The following is a 15,783-nucleotide window of genomic DNA, read 5'->3' as shown; positions in this document are numbered from 1 at the left end:
GCTGGGAATTGCTGTGAATGGCAGGCATGAGCCAGCCTGACCGCATCCATCTGCGCGACCATGTCGTCGAAGCCGAAATCGGCGCCTTTCAATCCGAACGCGGCCGCACCCAGCGGCTGCGTTTTTCGCTTTCCGTCGATCTGCGCGATCCCGTGGACGCCAGGGACGACCATGTGGACCGCATCCTGTCCTATGACGTGCTGGTCCAGGCGGTGGATGCAGCCCTTGCGGAGCAGCGGTTCAACCTGGTGGAAACGCTGGCCGAACGCATCGCGGCGCAGGTGCTGGCCGATCCCCGCGCCGCGCGGATAACCGTCACGGTGGAAAAGCTGGATCGCGGCCCCGGCGCCCTGGGCATCACCATCACCCGCGATGCGGGCCGCATGGCCGTGACATCGCAGCATCTGCCGGTGCGGATCGTCGTGGGCCGTCCGGCGGCCTTGCCTTCTGGTGCCCTGGTGGTAGTGCCCGAAGCGCACGTCGCGCCCCTGCCGCAGGGTGGCGACACCCGCCGCATCGCCTTGCTGGGCCTTGATCAGGCCGCCTGGATCCTGTCGGACGCCTTGGGCATCGAGGTGGCCGAGACGCGGACCGAACTCGACGCCGCCATTCGGGCCGAAGCCGCGGTGGTCTGGGCCCCGGCCCGGCTTGCGGTCGAAGCACCCGGCATCCTGCCCGCCGCGCCGGACCTGGCCTTCTGGCTGGCCGCGCGCCTGTCCGCCCACCGCGTCGATTTCGCGACCGATGCGCCCCTGCCCGCCCCGCCCGAGGGGATTGCCGTGGGCCGTGTTCCGGTGGCGACATGAGCCTTTATTACCGCCCCCTTCCCGACCCATACGGCCGCCACCGCCTTGCGGGCGGCTGGATCCGCTTTTCCCAGGTCGAGGTCCTGGAACGCGGCCAGCTGCCCCGGCTTGGCACGGACATCCCGCCCGATCTGCTGGAACGCCTGACCGCGCCCCGTTCCGGCGTCCTGGACCTGTCCATGGACCGCCCGCGCGTGATGGGCATCGTCAACGCGACGCCGGACAGCTTCTCGGACGGCGGCACCTATGACCCCGTCCAATGGGGCCGGCAACTGATGCAGGATGGGGCCGACCTGCTGGACATCGGCGGCGAATCCACCCGCCCCGGCGCGGCCGAGGTTCCGGTGGCCGAGGAGATCGGCCGGATCGTCCCCGTCATCCGCGCCCTGGCCGATGCGCCGCTTTCCGTCGATACCCGCAAGACGGCGGTCGCACGGGCCGCGCTGGCGGCGGGCGCAGGGCTGATCAACGACGTGTCGGGCTTCGACTTCGACCCCGCGCTTGCAAGCCTGACGGCGGAGGCGAAGGTGCCGGTCTGCCTGATGCATGCGCAGGGCCTGCCCGAGACGATGCAGGACGATCCGCGCTATGACGATGTGCTGCTGGACGTCTATGACGCGCTGGAAGCGCGGATCCGCCGGGCCGAGGCTGCGGGCATCGCGCGCAATCGGATCCTGGTCGATCCCGGCATCGGCTTCGGCAAGACGCAGGCGCATAATCTTGCCATCCTGCGGCGGATTTCGCTGTATCATGGGCTTGGCTGCGCGATCCTTCTGGGCGTCTCGCGCAAGCGGTTCATCGGTGCGGTCGGCGGGGCGCAGGATCCCGCCGACAGATCGCCGGGAACGCTGGCGGTGACGCTTGCGGCGGTGGCGCAGGGGGTTCAGATACACCGCGTCCACGATGTGCGCGGACTGGTGCAGGGGCTGCGGCTGTGGCAGGCCGTCAACGATAACGAAAAGGCAGGAACATGAGCAGAGGCTTGTTCGGGACAGACGGCGTGCGCGGACGCGCCAACACCCACCCCATGACCGCCGAGATGGCCCTGCGCCTTGGCGCGGCGGCGGGGCGGTATTTCCGCCGCTCGGGCGATGACAGCGCGCATCGCGTGGTGATCGGCAAGGACACGCGGCTGTCCGGCTACATGCTGGAAAACGCCCTGACGGCGGGGCTGACCAGCACCGGCATGAACGTGCTGCTGCTGGGTCCGGTGCCCACCCCGGCCGTGGGCTTCCTGACCCGGTCGATGCGCGCGGATGTGGGAATCATGATTTCCGCCAGCCACAACCCGGCCGAGGACAACGGCATCAAGTTCTTCGGCCCCGACGGCTTCAAGCTGTCGGACGAGGCCGAAGCCGAGATCGAGCGCATCGTCGCGGGCGACATCACCCCGGCCCAGCCCGCCAATATCGGCCGCGCCAGGCGCATCGACGACGGTCGCGGGCGTTATGTCGAATATGCCAAGACCACCTTCCCGTCAGGACAGCGCCTGGACGGCTTGCGCGTGGTGATCGACTGCGCCAACGGCGCCGCTTATCGCGCCGCGCCCGACGTGCTGTGGGAACTGGGCGCCCATGTGATCCCCATCGGGGTGAAGCCGGACGGCTTCAACATCAATGCCGGCGTGGGTTCCACCCATCCTCAGGCCTGCGCGGCGGCGGTTCTGGACCATGGCGCGCATCTGGGCATCAGCCTGGACGGCGATGCGGACCGGGTGATCATCATCGACGAAAAGGGTCAGGTGGCCGACGGGGACCAGATCATGGCATTGATGGCGGCCCGCTGGGCCGACCAGGGACGCCTGCAAGGGAACGCCCTTGTCGCCACTGTGATGTCGAACCTGGGGCTGGAACATTTCCTGACCGGGCGCGGGCTGCGGCTGGAGCGCACCAAGGTCGGCGACCGCTATGTGGTCGAACGGATGCGCGGGGGCGGGTTCAACCTGGGCGGCGAACAGTCGGGCCATATCGTGATGACCGACTATGCCACCACCGGGGACGGGCTGATCGCGGCGATGCAGTTCCTGGCCGCCATGGCCGAGACGGGCGAAAGCGCCAGCGTCCTGGCCGCGCAGTTCGACCCGGTGCCGCAGATGCTGAAGAACGTCCGCTACGCCGCAGGCGCCGACCCCTTGTCGGCGGCCGAGGTGCGCGCCGTGATCGCGGATGCCGAGGCACGGCTGGCAGGCACGGGCCGCGTCCTGATCCGCAAGTCCGGCACCGAACCCCTGATCCGCGTGATGGCCGAGGCCGAGAACGAGACCGTGCTGCGCGAAGTCGTGGACGGGATCGTCGCGGCGGTGGAAAAGGCAGCCTGAGGCGGCAAACGCCGGGGGACTTCACGTCCCCCGGACCCCCTGTGGGATATTTTCACACAGAAGATTTAGGGCGCTTCCGCAACCGGGTCGAAATCATAGATCCAGTCGAAGCGCGACAAAATTGCGCCGGGTGCCACCTTGCCGCCCAAACGCAGCGCGGCATGGGCGGCAAGCCGCCTCGGACCGGTCAGGTGATAGTTGCCTGCATTGGCATTCGCCGCCTCGACGATGCGGGTCGTGCGAGGCTTGCGCAGGCTTTCATAGCGCATCAGCGCGGCCTGCTGGTCGGGCACGGCGTCCAGGCAGGCGGCCAGCGTCCAGGCATCCTCGATGGCCATGCAGGCGCCTTGGGCCATGAAGGGCAGCGTCGGATGGGCGGCGTCGCCCAGGATCGCCATGCGTCCGTCTTGCCAGCGGGCTGCGACCTGATGGCGGAACAGGCCCCAGACATGGACCCGATCGACCTGTGCCAGCCATCCCGGCACCGGGCCGCCGAAGCGGGCGAAGGCCGCGCGCAGGTTGGCGGGATCGTCGGGATGGGACCAGCCTTCGTCCTGCCAGTCGCGGGTTTCCAGGACCGCCACGATGTTGCGAAGCCCGCCCGCCAGGGGATAGCTGACCAGGTGGCGGTTCGGTCCCATGAAGACCTGAGCCTCAGGGGGCTTGTCCTGGTCTGCAATGACGGCGCGCCAGGCCGTCTGGCCCGTGAAGAAGGGCACTTCGCGTCCGTTCAGGGCGGCGCGGATCCCGCTGTGCAGCCCGTCGGCGCCGATCAGCAGGGGGGCGTCGGGTGGAGATTCAACTGGATGGTCCAGGACGATCCGCACACCCGCCCGCCTTGCGGCCTGTTCCAGAACCTCGATCAAACGGGCGCGGTGGATCAGGCGGAACCGGGCCTGGGGGCGGTGGCGGGCCAGGTCCAGCCGAACCACATCCGAACCCGAGGCATCGCGCAACCGCACCGCATGGCTGGGCAGCGACACCGCATCAAGCGCCGCAGACAGCCCAAGCGCGTCAAGCACGCGCATCGCGTTGGGGGAGAGTTGCAGGCCCGCGCCGACCTCGGCGATGGCGGGCGCGCGTTCCAGGACGGTGACCTTTGCCCCGCGCTGTTGCAGCGCGATGGCGGCGGTCAGCCCCGCGACGCCGCCGCCGACGACCGTGACGGGCCGTGATCGCAGGGCGCCTGGCATCGGATCAGTCGTCGCGGTGGACCCGCTCGCGGCGTTCGTGGCGTTCCTGCGCTTCCAGCGTCATGGTGGCGATAGGGCGGGCGTCCAGGCGTTTCAGGCTGATCGGTTCGCCCGTCATTTCGCAATAACCGTATTCGCCCGTCTCGATCCGGCGCAAGGCCGCGTCGATCTTGCTGACCAGCTTGCGCTGGCGGTCGCGGGTGCGCAGTTCAAGGGCGCGATCGGTTTCCTCGGACGCGCGGTCGGCCAGATCCGGCACGGCGCGGGCGCTGTCTTGCAGGCCTTCCAGCGTTTCGGCGGATTGATCCAGCAATTCCTGCTTCCAGGCTTCCAGCTTGCGCCGGAAATATTCCAACTGCCGGTCGTTCATGAACGGCTCATCCTCGGCGGGACGATAGTCCTGGGGCAGGAAGGTCTGGGCTTTCATAAATGCTCTCCGGCAGGGCCGGGTGGAACGCGAACCGGCACCTTGCGCGCCCCCATAAAGTATGACGTGCTGCTTGTCACTAGGCGAAACGTTCAAGGTTGAATGACATGCGATCCCGTGCGTTGTTCGTGCCCAAGTATTTCACCTGAAAGGAGAGTTTGATGCAGTTCACCGGCACCGGCCGATATGTCGCCCCGCCCGACCTGGCGATCGCGGTCAATGCCGCCGTCACGCTGGAACGCCCGCTGCTGGTCAAGGGCGAACCGGGCACGGGCAAGACCGAACTGGCCCGGCAGGTGGCGGAAAGCCTGTCCCTGCCGATCATCGAATGGCATGTCAAATCAACGACCAAGGCCCAGCAGGGCTTGTATGAATACGACGCCGTCAGCCGGTTGCGCGACAGCCAGTTGGGCGATGCGCGGGTCCATGATGTCGCCAACTATATCCGCAAGGGCAAGCTGTGGCAGGCCTTCGAGGCGCCCGGCAAGGTGGTCTTGCTGATCGACGAGATCGACAAGGCCGACATCGAGTTTCCGAACGACCTTCTGCAGGAACTCGACCGGATGGAGTTTCACGTTTACGAGACCGGCGAGACGATCCGCGCCGCACACCGGCCGGTTGTCATCATCACCTCGAACAACGAAAAGGAACTGCCGGACGCATTCCTGCGGCGCTGTTTCTTCCATTATATCCGGTTTCCCGATGCCGACACGCTGCGCGCCATCGTGGACGTGCATTATCCGGGCCTGAAGCGCGGGCTGCTGGACCAGGCGTTGACGCAGTTCTTCGAATTGCGCGACACGCCGGGGCTGAAGAAGAAGCCCTCGACCAGCGAGCTTCTGGACTGGCTGAAGCTGATCCTGGCCGAGGATCTGGCGCCCGAGGATCTGCGGCGTGACCCCCACACGATGCTGCCGAAGCTGCACGGCGCGCTGCTGAAGAACGAACAGGATGTGGCACTGTTCGAAAAGCTGGCCTTCATGGCACGGCGGCAGCGGTAAGCCTCAGCCGCCGGTCGCGGGATCGTCGGCCTGGCGGCCCGCAGCCATGCCCATGCCCATGCCGCCACCACCCCCGGCGCCCGCCCCTCCTCCGCCGCCGGTGCCGCGGGACCGCCCCTCGTCCCCGCCCCTGCCCTTGCCGCCACCCGGTGCGGGGCGGGTCGGTCCCTGGGGCGGGATGGCAAGGCCGGTGGGCACGGGTTCCAGATCCAGGGCTTTGCGGATGAAGTCGCGCAGGGATCGCACCAGTTCATCCGTCTGGACCGGCCGCCCTTCCACCAGGTCGCGGGCGGCGCGTTCGGCCAGGCGGACATGGGTTTCCGTGCCCAGCAGCAGGATGTCGGACAGCGCGGCTTCGACCGCATCCCGGATCCGGCGGCGGCGGTCCGAGCCTTCGGTCAGATCCGTGCCCTCCTCGGTCGCGCGCTGGCGCAGGTCGCGCAGATGGGCGGGATCCACGGCCAGATCGCCCGTGAAGGATCCGCCCAGCACCTTGTAGGCGGCGATCAGCACCCGCAGGCGTTCGTTGATCTGGCGGTTCATCCGTTCGCGGCGCTGCTGGACGGTGAACATCACCAGCACCCGGATGCCGATGCCGATCAGCGCGAACAGCGCGATCCCGATCACGGTGGACAGGATGCTGTTCCAGTTGCTGAAGTCGATCATGCGCATGGCTGTCCCTTAAGGAGATGACGGCATGATCGGGGCAAGGTCCGGCAGGGACAACCCGGTATTTCCAATTGAAACCCGGGCGCTGTCGTGACCTTCTGCCCGCAACCGACATCGAGAGGAGAGAGAGATGACCCAGGGCTTTGACACCACCGCGATCCATGCCGGGACCGAACCCGATCCCGCGACCGGCGCGCGGCAGGTGCCGATCTATCAGACCACGTCCTATGTCTTCAAGGACGCCGACCACGCGGCGCGCCTGTTCGGGCTGCAAGAGGTGGGATACATCTATTCCCGCCTGACCAACCCCACCGTCGGCGCGCTGCAGAACCGGGTCGCCGCGCTGGAAGGCGGCGCGGGGGCGGTCTGCTGTTCGTCGGGGCACGCGGCGCAGATCATGGCGCTGTTCCCGCTGATGGGGCCGGGGCGCAATATCATCGCCTCGACCCGGCTTTACGGCGGCACGGTCACGCAGTTCAGCCAGACCATCAAGCGGTTCGGCTGGTCCGCCAAATTCGTGGACTTCGACGATCTGGACGCCCTGCGTGCGGCCATCGACGACGACACGCGCGCGGTCTTCTGCGAATCGATCAGCAATCCCGGCGGCTATGTCACCGACATTCCGGCAGTTGCCGAGATCACCAATGCCGCAGGCATCCCGTTGATCGTGGACAACACGCTGGCCACACCATACCTGTGCCGCCCGATCGAGATGGGCGCGACGCTGGTCGTCCACAGCCTGACCAAATACATGACCGGCAACGGCACCGTGACGGGCGGCGTGGTCGTGGACAGCGGCAGCTTCGACTGGTCGGCCTCGGGCAAGTTCCCCAGCCTGTCGGATCCCGAACCCGCCTATCACGGCCTGAAGTTCCACGAGACCTTCGGCAACCTGGCCTTCACCTTCCATTCTATCGCCATCGGTCTGCGCGACCTGGGCATGACCATGAACCCGCAGGGCGCGCATTACACGCTGATGGGGATCGAAACCCTGGGCCTGCGCATGGCCCGCCATGTGGAGAACGCCCAGAAGGTCGCGGAATGGCTGGAAAACGACCCGCGCGTGACCGCCGTGACCTATGCCGGGCTGGCATCCTCGCCCTGGAACGCGACGGCGAAGCGGCTGTATCCGAAGGGGGCCGGGGCGCTGTTCACCTTTTCGGTCAAGGGCGGCTATGAAACGGCGGTCAAGGTGGTGGGCGCGCTGAAGCTGTTCAGCCATGTGGCGAACCTGGGCGACGCGCGGTCGCTGGTGATCCATTCGGCTTCGACCACCCACCGCCAGTTGACCGAGGATCAGCAGCGCGCGGCGGGCGCGGCCCCCGACCTGCTGCGCCTGTCCATCGGGATCGAGGATCCGGCCGACCTGATCGCCGACCTGGACCAGGCGCTGTCGGCCGCGGTCGGATAAGGAAAGGGGGCCGCGCGGCCCCCTTTCACGTTCAGTTTGCGGGTGCCTGACCCTCGGCAGGGGCGTCCGCCGGGGCTTCGCCCAGCGGCACGACAGGCTCATCGGGTTCGGGTGCGCCGGTATCGGTGCCCAGGGGCGGCGGCAGCTCGCCCGGTGACGGTGCGGCCGGGTCGTTGCCGGGGACGGGCGCTGCGGCACCGCCGTCGGGCGCGGGGGTTTCCATGCCGGGAACGGGCGGATGGCCGGGGGGCAGGACACCCTGTTCGGCGTCATCGGTCCCCTGGCCCGAAGCGGGGCCTTCGCCATGCCCGTGGCCGTGGCCGTGGCCGCCTTTCCGATCCATCATCGGACCGCAATCCTGGCCGGTCAGCGCGAACTGCATTTCCACATTGGCGGACAAGGCGACCTCGCCCGCGGCAATCGGCACCTTGGCGGCATCCGCGGCGGCACGGGCCTCCATCATCATGGGGCGCGGCCCCTCCATCGTGGGGGTGTCGCGCAGGACAAGGACCGGGCCAAGGGTCAGCCCGGCAGCCTCGGCCAGGATCTCGGCCTTGTGGCGGGCATCAGCGACGGCGGCGCGACGGGCCTCGTCCTCGGCCGCGCTGCTGTTGTCGCGGATGAAGCTGATGCCGTTGATCTCGTTCGCGCCCGCCACGACGATGGCGTCCAGAACCTCGCCCAGTCGGGCCACGTCGCGGACGCGGACCGTCACCATGTTCGTGGCCTGGTAACCCGTGACGCTGGGCGCGCGGCCTTCGGCATAATCCATCACGGGATTGAGGTTCAGGCCCGAGGTCTGGACATCCGCCGCCTCGATCCCCGCGCCTGCCAGGGCGTCGATCACCGCGGTCTGCTGGGTGGAATTCTGGCGCATCGCCTCGGCCGCGCTGGGGGCCTGCGTCGTCACGCCCAGTTGGATCGTCGCCAGATCCGGGGCCGCGCGCGCCTCTCCCTCGCCGGTCACGGTCAGGCGCGACATGCCGGGATGGCACATGCCGTATCCCCCCTTGCCCGGTGCGGCCATGGCCGGTGCCCCAAGCGCCAGGGCCGTGGATGCCACCAGGGCGGCCCGTGCCAGCCGGTGCGAAAAGATGGTCATGTCTCTGTCCTCTCTGCGGAAATTTCCTTGTTCCAGCTAACAGCGATCCGGCTGGTAAGTTCAAAGCAATTGCGTTCACGGATCCGCCAGTTTGGCTTTCCTCAGGGCGCAAAATCCGGTAGATCTGCCGTAATCCCACCAAGTCGCGGACCTTCATAACACGCGATCGTCATCGAGCAGTCATTACCATGAACAGACATATTGCGCCGCCCGATTTCGCCATGAGCTTCACGCCCGAGGCGGTCCTGCTGGAACATCGCGACGGACTTGGATGGCGCCCCCTGGGCCAGGCCCCCTTCGCGGGCCGGGAAATGACCGCCCGGCTGGCCGCCCTGCGTGACGAGGCGGGCACCGCATCGGGCCAGGCCGACACCGTTCTGGTCATTCCCGACGACCAGATCCTTTACACCACGCTGACGGTTCCGGTGGGCAGCGACACCCCCAAGGCCATCGCCCGCGCGCTGGAGGCGATAACCCCCTATCAGGCCGAGGATCTGGCCTTCGACTGGTGCCCGTCGGCCCATGGCGACATCGAGACGCTGCGCATCGCCGCCGTCGCCCGCCGCACCCTGGAAGAGGCCGAGGATTTCGCCCGCGCCCAGGGCTTCCGCCCCGCAGGCTTCGTCGCCCGCCCCGAGGATGAGCGTTTCGACGGCCAGCCCGACTTCGGCCCCAGCCGGATGGCCGGCGACGGGTTCACCCGCCCGCCCTTCAGCCAGCCGGATCTGGCGCAGGCGCGCGTGACCGACCCGGTCGTGCCGGTCGCGGAACCCGCCGCCGCCAAGGTCGATGCCCCCGTCGTCATCAGCCGCATCGTGCCGCATGTGGTCGCCGCCGCCGTTCCGGCGCAGGCCCGGCCCGCGCCCGAAGCCGCCGCTGCCGCCGTGATCCGCCACAAGGAGGTCAAGGCCCCTGCGGCGCCCCGCACCCTGCCGCCGCGCGCGCAGGCCGTCCATGACCGCGCCCGCGAAGCCCGGGCCCGCCCCGCAGCCCTATCCGAGGACACGGCAGCCTCGCCGTCGCTTGCGGCGCGCCTGCGCAGCCTGGATCCGGGCCGGTTGCCCGTGATGATGGGGATTCTGGTTCTGGGCCTCGTGCTGGTCCTGGCCTTCTTCGGCGCGCCGTCGGGCGATGATGGCGTGGCGCCGACGCCCGCGACCACCGCCGAAGCCCTGGCCATGCCTGCCGACCCGGTGACGCAGCCCGCGCCGGTCGAGACCGCCGAGGCGCCGCAGGAAGCCGTGCCGCCTGCGCCCGTGGCGGATGCCGAAACCCCGGCCCAGGCCCCTGCGGTCGAAGCCGTTGCCGAAGCGCCCGCTGCGGAACCCGCGCAGGTCCAGCCCGAAGCGCAACCGACCGCAACCGCCGCAGCCCCGGTGGCCACACCCCTGCCCCCAGCGGCGGACACTGAAACCGCCGAGGCTGCGGAGACCACGCAAGCCGCGCCCGAAACTGCCGCCATCCAGCCCGTTCCTGTCGCGCCCGTGGTGACCGCCACGCGTCCCCAGCCGGCACCCGCGCAGCCCGATGATGCGCTGACCCAGGCATTGACGCAGGCCATGGCCGCGCCCCCGGCCACCGCGCCGCAGGCCCCGGTCAGCGCCCTGACCATGGCAGACGCCCCGGCCTCAGCCGCTGCCCCGGCCGCTGCCTCGCCCTCGGCCCCGGCGAGCGTTCCGACGGCTGCCTCTCCGGTCGCGGCAGCGCCGGCGGCGCCTGCTGCCCGCGTGGAAACCCCGACGCAGCGGCTTGCCAGTTCGGCCCGTCCGCCGCGCGTGGCCCCGGTGCGGGCCGCGCCTCCGGCACGGACCGATGCCCGCCCGGCGGTTCCCGCCAATCCGCAGCCCTTCGCGGAACGCGCACGTCCCGACACGGCCCGGCTGACCGGGTCCCGCCCGCCCGAACGACCCACCACCCAGCAAGCCAGCCAGCCCGCTGTGACACCGGCATCGGGACCCGCACGCGCGACGCCGCCGGCCGCGTCGTCGAACCGCCCGCCCGCCCGTCCCGAACGCCAAAGCATGATCGAGGAAGGCAGCCGGGCCGAGGATGGCCAGCCGACCCGCCTGACACAGGCCGAAAAACGCGCCCTGACCGACCTGCTGCGCGACCTGCGCACGGCACAGGCCGGTGCGTCAGGCCTCAGCACGGCGGAACGCGGCGCATTGATCCGGCTGGCCGATGCCCGCCCGACCCGCAAGCCGGTCGCGGTCGGCGGACCGGCGCAACGGGCGGTGCAGGATGCCGTCGCGGCGGCGGTCGCCGATGCGCCCCCTGCGCGGTCGGCATCGGGAGCAGGACTGGGACAGTCGGCCCGTCCCAAGGCCAGGCCCGGCGGGGCCAGATCCGTCGCCCGCAGCGATCCCGGTCCCGGCAACGCCAGCCTGTCCGGCAGGGCCATCGACCAGGCCGTTGCCGAAGCCGTATCCGAAAGCTCTCCCTTGCCAGGCGCCGTCGCTTTGACGGCGCTTCGTTCATCTGCCCTTCCGCCACGCCGCGCGACGGGGGCCGGGGCTGCGGCCGCCGCGGCCGTCACCGCCGCCGCGGCACCCATCGCGACCCTGGCGCCCACATCCGGCGACCTGCGCGCCGCGGCCCAGGCCCAGTCCGAGGAAGCGGCCCTGGCTGAACAGCGCCGCCAGGATGCCGAGTTGCAGGCCCAGGCCGAAGCCCGCGCCCGCGCCCGCGCCGCCCAGGACGCCCAGGCCGAGGCACAGGCCCGCGCCGCAGCCGAAGCCCGCGCCCGTGCCCAGGCCGAGGCAGAGGCCCGCGCCGCAGCCAGCCGCCAGCAACGCTATGCCCCGCCCGAGGCCGAGGACGAGCCGGAAGTCGCGGCCAATATCCCCGACGGCCGCACGCCGACCACGGCAGGCGTCGCCGCCACCGTCAAGGACGGCATCCAGATCAACCGCACCCAGATCATCGGCACCATCGGCGCGGGCAAGGCCAGCCGCGCCCTTGTGCGCCTGTCGAACGGCCGCGTGCTGACCCTGCGGCTGGGGGACCGGATCAACGGCGGCACGATCACCGATATCGGCGACAGCCGCATCACCTTCGTGAAGGGTGGCCAGCAGCAGGCGCTGTCGGTGCTGGGCGGGCGCTGAGGATCAACCGTCCAGCCGGGTGATGGTCCAGCCGTCCTGTTCCAGCAGGTGCAGCACGCCCCCCCTGCCCGGCAGGTGCAGCGCGCCGAAACCCGCGACGATGCCCTTGCCCTGCGCGGCGGCCTTTCGCGCGCCCTTGGTCAGCGGACCGATCCAGGCCGCGTTCCGCCGATCCATCAGTTGGTCCTTGACCAGATCCATCTGCGCATCGACCTGATCCCGCGTCAGTCCCGAATTGCGGTAAGCGTCGAATCGGCCGAACTCCCAGATCCGCCAGACATCCCCCGCGAAATAGGCATCGGTCAACGTGACGGCATAATCGTCGGCATAGGATGCGGCAGGCAAGGCCGCCCGGATCATCTCGATCTCCTGCTGGGGCGTCAGGTCGCGAAACAGGGTGAAGACCGTATCCCAGGGTTCCAGGGACCGCACGGGGATATCCAGCGCCTCGGCCCGGTCCATCAGGCGGTGATCCAGGCTGTCCCGCTGCCCCTGCCCATCGGCCACCTGCCGCATCATGCAGGGGCTGACCCCCAGCATCATCGCCACATACCAGGGCCGCAGCTTCGAGGTGATGATGGCGGGTGTCCCGCGATCCGCCATCGCGGCCGAAAGCGCCGCCCAGTCGCGGTCATCAAGACGTTCCGGCAGGGTGGGCCCGGACGGATCGACCATCAGGGTCGGATCAGAGGCCAGGGCCTCGGTCAGTTTCCGTTCCTCGGCCGGTCCCGTTTCGACAAAGACGGCGGCGGCGTCGGCCAGCATCGGCTCCAACCGGGCCAGCATCGCGTCGTGGCGCGGATCGCCGAAATGATAGGTGCCGACCAGAATCATCGTCTGGTCGCCCTTGCTGGCCCGCCACAGCAACCCTTGGTGATAGGGGACATCCGCCACGGCGGCGTCGATCTCGGCCCGCTGGTCGGGGGTCATGGTGTCGAAAAGGTTCGTGCCCACGCATTGCGAGGCAGAGGCCGCCCCCGCCCACAGCATCAGGGTTCCCACCAGAAGGCTGCGCACGGTTCTCTCCTTGACTGCCAGACACCGGGAAACTGTCACAGGCCCCCCGCTTTGGCCAGCATCGGCCGCGCACATTTTGGCGACCGCGCGCCGTTGACAGGCCCGAAGCCTTGGCCTAAATCACCGGCTATTGGCACTCACCCGGTGTGAGTGCCAACAAAGCGACACTGCAACCTGAAACACGGAGTGTTCAACCATGGCATTCACACCGCTGCATGACCGCGTTCTGGTCCGCCGCGTCCAGTCGGACGAAAAGACCAAGGGCGGCCTGATCATCCCTGACAGCGCCAAGGAAAAGCCCGCCGAGGGCGAGGTCATCTCGACCGGCGAAGGCGCGCGCAAGGATTCGGGCGAACTGATCGCGCCCTCGGTCAAGGCGGGGGACCGCGTGCTGTTCGGCAAATGGTCGGGCACCGAAGTCACGATCGACGGCGAAGAGCTGCTGATCATGAAGGAAAGCGACATCCTGGGCGTCATCGCCTGATCCGCCACCTTCACCGATAAATTCAGGAGAATCAAATGGCTGCGAAAGAAGTCAAGTTCAATACCGACGCCCGCGACCGGATGCTGAAAGGCGTCAACATCCTGGCCGACGCCGTGAAGGTCACGCTTGGCCCCAAAGGCCGCAACGTCGTGATCGACAAGTCCTTCGGTGCCCCGCGCATCACCAAGGACGGTGTCTCGGTCGCCAAGGAAATCGAACTGGCCGACAAGTTCGAGAACATGGGCGCCCAGATGGTCCGCGAAGTCGCGTCGCGCACCAACGATGAGGCCGGCGACGGCACCACCACTGCCACCGTGCTGGCCCAGGCCATCGTGAAAGAGGGCATGAAGGCGGTTGCCGCCGGCATGAACCCGATGGATCTGAAGCGCGGCATTGACCTCGCGACCTCGAAAGTGGTCGAGGCGATCAAGGCTGCCTCGCGCCCCGTGAACGACAGCGACGAAGTCGCCCAGGTCGGCACCATCTCGGCCAACGGCGAAGCCCAGATCGGCCGCTTCATCGCCGATGCGATGCAGAAGGTCGGCAACGAGGGTGTGATCACCGTCGAAGAAAACAAGGGCATGGAGACGGAAGTCGAAGTCGTCGAAGGCATGCAGTTCGACCGCGGCTATCTGTCGCCCTATTTCGTGACCAACCCCGACAAGATGGTCGCGGAACTGGAAGACGCCTACATCCTGCTGCACGAGAAGAAGCTCTCGTCGCTGCAGCCGATGGTGCCGCTGCTGGAAGCCGTGATCCAGTCGGGCAAGCCGCTGGTGATCGTGGCCGAAGACGTCGAAGGCGAGGCCCTGGCCACGCTGGTCGTCAACAAGCTGCGTGGCGGCCTGAAGATCGCGGCCGTCAAGGCTCCGGGCTTCGGCGATCGCCGCAAGGCCATGCTGCAGGACATCGCGATCCTGACCGGCGGTCAGGTCATCAGCGAAGACCTGGGCATGAAGCTGGAAAACGTCGGCATCGACATGCTGGGCCGCGCCAAGAAGGTCTCGATCAACAAGGACAACACCACCATCGTCGATGGCGCCGGTGAAAAGGCCGAGATCGAAGCCCGCGTGTCGCAGATCCGCCAGCAGATCGAGGAAACCACCTCGGACTATGACCGCGAGAAGCTGCAGGAGCGTGTTGCCAAGCTGGCCGGCGGCGTTGCCGTCATCCGCGTCGGCGGCATGACCGAGGTCGAGGTGAAAGAGCGCAAGGACCGCGTGGACGACGCGCTGAACGCCACCCGCGCAGCCGTGCAGGAAGGCGTGGTCGTCGGCGGCGGCGTGGCCCTGGTTCAGGGCGGCAAGGCGCTGGAAGGCCTGTCGGCCGAGAACAGCGACCAGGAAGCTGGCATCGCCATCGTGCGCCGCGCCTTGGAAGCCCCGATGCGCCAGATCGCCGAGAACGCCGGCGTTGACGGTGCCGTGGTTGCCGGCAAGGTCCGCGAGTCGAACGACAAGTCCTTCGGCTTCAACGCCCAGACCGAAGAATATGGCGACATGTTCAAGTTCGGCGTCATCGACCCGGCCAAGGTGGTTCGCACCGCCCTGGAAGACGCAGCCTCGGTTGCCGGTCTGCTGATCACCACCGAAGCCATGATCGCCGAGAAGCCCGAGCCGAAGGCTGCGGCCGGCGGCATGCCCGACATGGGCGGCATGGGCGGGATGATGTAATCATCCCCTGCCCTGCGGCAGAAACGGAAAGGGCGCCGGAAGGCGCCCTTTTTCCATTTAACACCCGCCCTGCGCCGCTGAGGTGATCAACCGGAAGACACCCAGTCCGCACCCGGAACACTGCCGATCCCCCGGCGATGCAAGGGTGCAGCATCGCGCGGGTCGGCCCGGCCGGGATCGACACATTGCGCGCCGGCAGGATGGGTGTCTGGCGGCAGCCGGTCCATGGGCAACAGACGGTTTCGTTCGCGCCACCAGAACAAGCAGTGTTTTCAATTGGAATAACATCCCCAGCTTTCTCGATAATCCTTCGGTTGAAATTCGTTAAGGAAGAAGTTTACTAAATATTTAATACCTGCTGTTTTCACTATCTTTATAGTGATGCTTGTGGGAAATCCCATACTCCTCGCTTGACTGGCCGGCTTTCGGTCGGGCCTAATCAAGGAACCTCGTACCCAAGCGACATGCGGCGTAATTGAGGCTGCAATATCCTGCGTTACCAGTTGAAGTTGTTGTTTCGGAGTTTTTGAAAGATGACAATGCAGAAATTCCCTATCGAGTCGGCTCTGAACAACCTTA

The 15,783-nt window shown here is 68.0% G+C and carries 14 protein-coding genes; 8 read left to right on the top strand and 6 right to left on the bottom strand.

What is annotated here, in order from left to right; genetic code table 11:
• Positions 1-26 precede the first annotated feature (26 nt).
• From CK944_RS01870 to glmM, 3 genes are read left to right on the top strand one after another with little or no spacing between them, the layout of a single operon-like run.
• Positions 27-806 carry a dihydroneopterin aldolase gene (locus tag CK944_RS01870; RefSeq protein ID WP_103171345.1) on the top strand — a complete coding sequence of 260 codons (780 nt, stop codon included), beginning with the start codon at positions 27-29 and terminating at the stop codon, positions 804-806.
• The gene (gene folP / locus CK944_RS01865; RefSeq protein WP_103171344.1) at positions 803-1,780 is read left to right on the top strand and encodes a dihydropteroate synthase; all 978 of its coding nucleotides are present in this window, start codon (positions 803-805) and stop codon (positions 1,778-1,780) included. Before CK944_RS01870 ends, folP begins: the two co-directional genes overlap by 4 nt.
• Positions 1,777-3,123 carry a phosphoglucosamine mutase gene (gene glmM / locus CK944_RS01860; protein ID WP_103171343.1) on the top strand — a complete coding sequence of 449 codons (1,347 nt, stop codon included), beginning with the start codon at positions 1,777-1,779 and terminating at the stop codon, positions 3,121-3,123. The genes folP and glmM overlap by 4 nt, the downstream gene beginning before the upstream one ends.
• A gap of 65 nt (positions 3,124-3,188) precedes the next feature.
• Here glmM and CK944_RS01855 read toward each other — a convergent pair whose 3' ends face one another.
• Together CK944_RS01855 and dksA are read right to left on the bottom strand one after the other, a co-directional pair.
• Positions 3,189-4,316, bottom strand: coding sequence for an FAD-dependent oxidoreductase (locus CK944_RS01855; RefSeq protein ID WP_103171342.1), 1,128 nt, complete (start codon positions 4,314-4,316; stop codon positions 3,189-3,191).
• A gap of 4 nt (positions 4,317-4,320) precedes the next feature.
• Positions 4,321-4,743 (bottom strand): RNA polymerase-binding protein DksA, encoded by a 423-nt coding sequence (gene dksA, locus CK944_RS01850; protein WP_103171341.1) that lies wholly within the window; start codon positions 4,741-4,743, stop codon positions 4,321-4,323.
• A 161-nt stretch (positions 4,744-4,904) separates the two neighbouring features.
• On the opposite strand from dksA, the gene CK944_RS01845 reads away from it, so the two are divergent.
• Positions 4,905-5,744, top strand: a complete 840-nt coding sequence (locus CK944_RS01845; protein WP_103171340.1) for a MoxR family ATPase — start codon at positions 4,905-4,907, stop codon at positions 5,742-5,744.
• A gap of 3 nt (positions 5,745-5,747) precedes the next feature.
• On the opposite strand, the gene CK944_RS23585 is transcribed toward CK944_RS01845, so the two are convergent.
• Positions 5,748-6,416 (bottom strand): hypothetical protein, encoded by a 669-nt coding sequence (locus tag CK944_RS23585; RefSeq protein WP_103171339.1) that lies wholly within the window; start codon positions 6,414-6,416, stop codon positions 5,748-5,750.
• 127 nt (positions 6,417-6,543) lie between these two features.
• Here CK944_RS23585 and CK944_RS01835 point away from each other — a divergent pair, with 127 nt between their 5' ends.
• Positions 6,544-7,824 carry an O-acetylhomoserine aminocarboxypropyltransferase/cysteine synthase family protein gene (locus tag CK944_RS01835; RefSeq protein WP_103171338.1) on the top strand — a complete coding sequence of 427 codons (1,281 nt, stop codon included), beginning with the start codon at positions 6,544-6,546 and terminating at the stop codon, positions 7,822-7,824.
• Between the two features lie 31 nt (positions 7,825-7,855).
• On the opposite strand, the gene CK944_RS01830 is transcribed toward CK944_RS01835, so the two are convergent.
• Entirely contained in the window at positions 7,856-8,926 is a 1,071-nt protein-coding gene (locus CK944_RS01830) for an SIMPL domain-containing protein (RefSeq protein ID WP_103171337.1), read from the bottom strand.
• A gap of 188 nt (positions 8,927-9,114) precedes the next feature.
• Here CK944_RS01830 and CK944_RS01825 point away from each other — a divergent pair, with 188 nt between their 5' ends.
• Entirely contained in the window at positions 9,115-12,030 is a 2,916-nt protein-coding gene (locus CK944_RS01825) for a hypothetical protein (RefSeq protein WP_146038582.1), read from the top strand.
• A 3-nt stretch (positions 12,031-12,033) separates the two neighbouring features.
• Here the strand turns inward: CK944_RS01825 and CK944_RS01820 are convergent, their stop codons facing one another.
• Complete coding sequence (locus CK944_RS01820; RefSeq protein WP_239985945.1) at positions 12,034-13,047, bottom strand: TraB/GumN family protein; 1,014 nt, start codon at positions 13,045-13,047, stop codon at positions 12,034-12,036.
• Between the two features lie 196 nt (positions 13,048-13,243).
• On the opposite strand from CK944_RS01820, the gene CK944_RS01815 reads away from it, so the two are divergent.
• Both CK944_RS01815 and groL read left to right on the top strand, forming a co-directional pair.
• Entirely contained in the window at positions 13,244-13,531 is a 288-nt protein-coding gene (locus tag CK944_RS01815) for a co-chaperone GroES (RefSeq protein ID WP_089386456.1), read from the top strand.
• Between the two features lie 35 nt (positions 13,532-13,566).
• Positions 13,567-15,204 carry a chaperonin GroEL gene (gene groL, locus CK944_RS01810; RefSeq protein WP_103171335.1) on the top strand — a complete coding sequence of 546 codons (1,638 nt, stop codon included), beginning with the start codon at positions 13,567-13,569 and terminating at the stop codon, positions 15,202-15,204.
• A gap of 272 nt (positions 15,205-15,476) precedes the next feature.
• On the opposite strand, the gene CK944_RS23725 is transcribed toward groL, so the two are convergent.
• On the bottom strand, positions 15,477-15,783 hold a 307-nt coding region (locus CK944_RS23725; RefSeq protein ID WP_205048996.1), incomplete at its 5' end, for a hypothetical protein.

This window comes from Paracoccus sp. SY (genome assembly GCF_002901215.1).
GTDB lineage: Bacteria > Pseudomonadota > Alphaproteobacteria > Rhodobacterales > Rhodobacteraceae > Paracoccus > Paracoccus acridae.
Note: the sequence above shows the minus strand (reverse complement) of the source record. Positions and strands in the feature narration are given on the sequence as shown.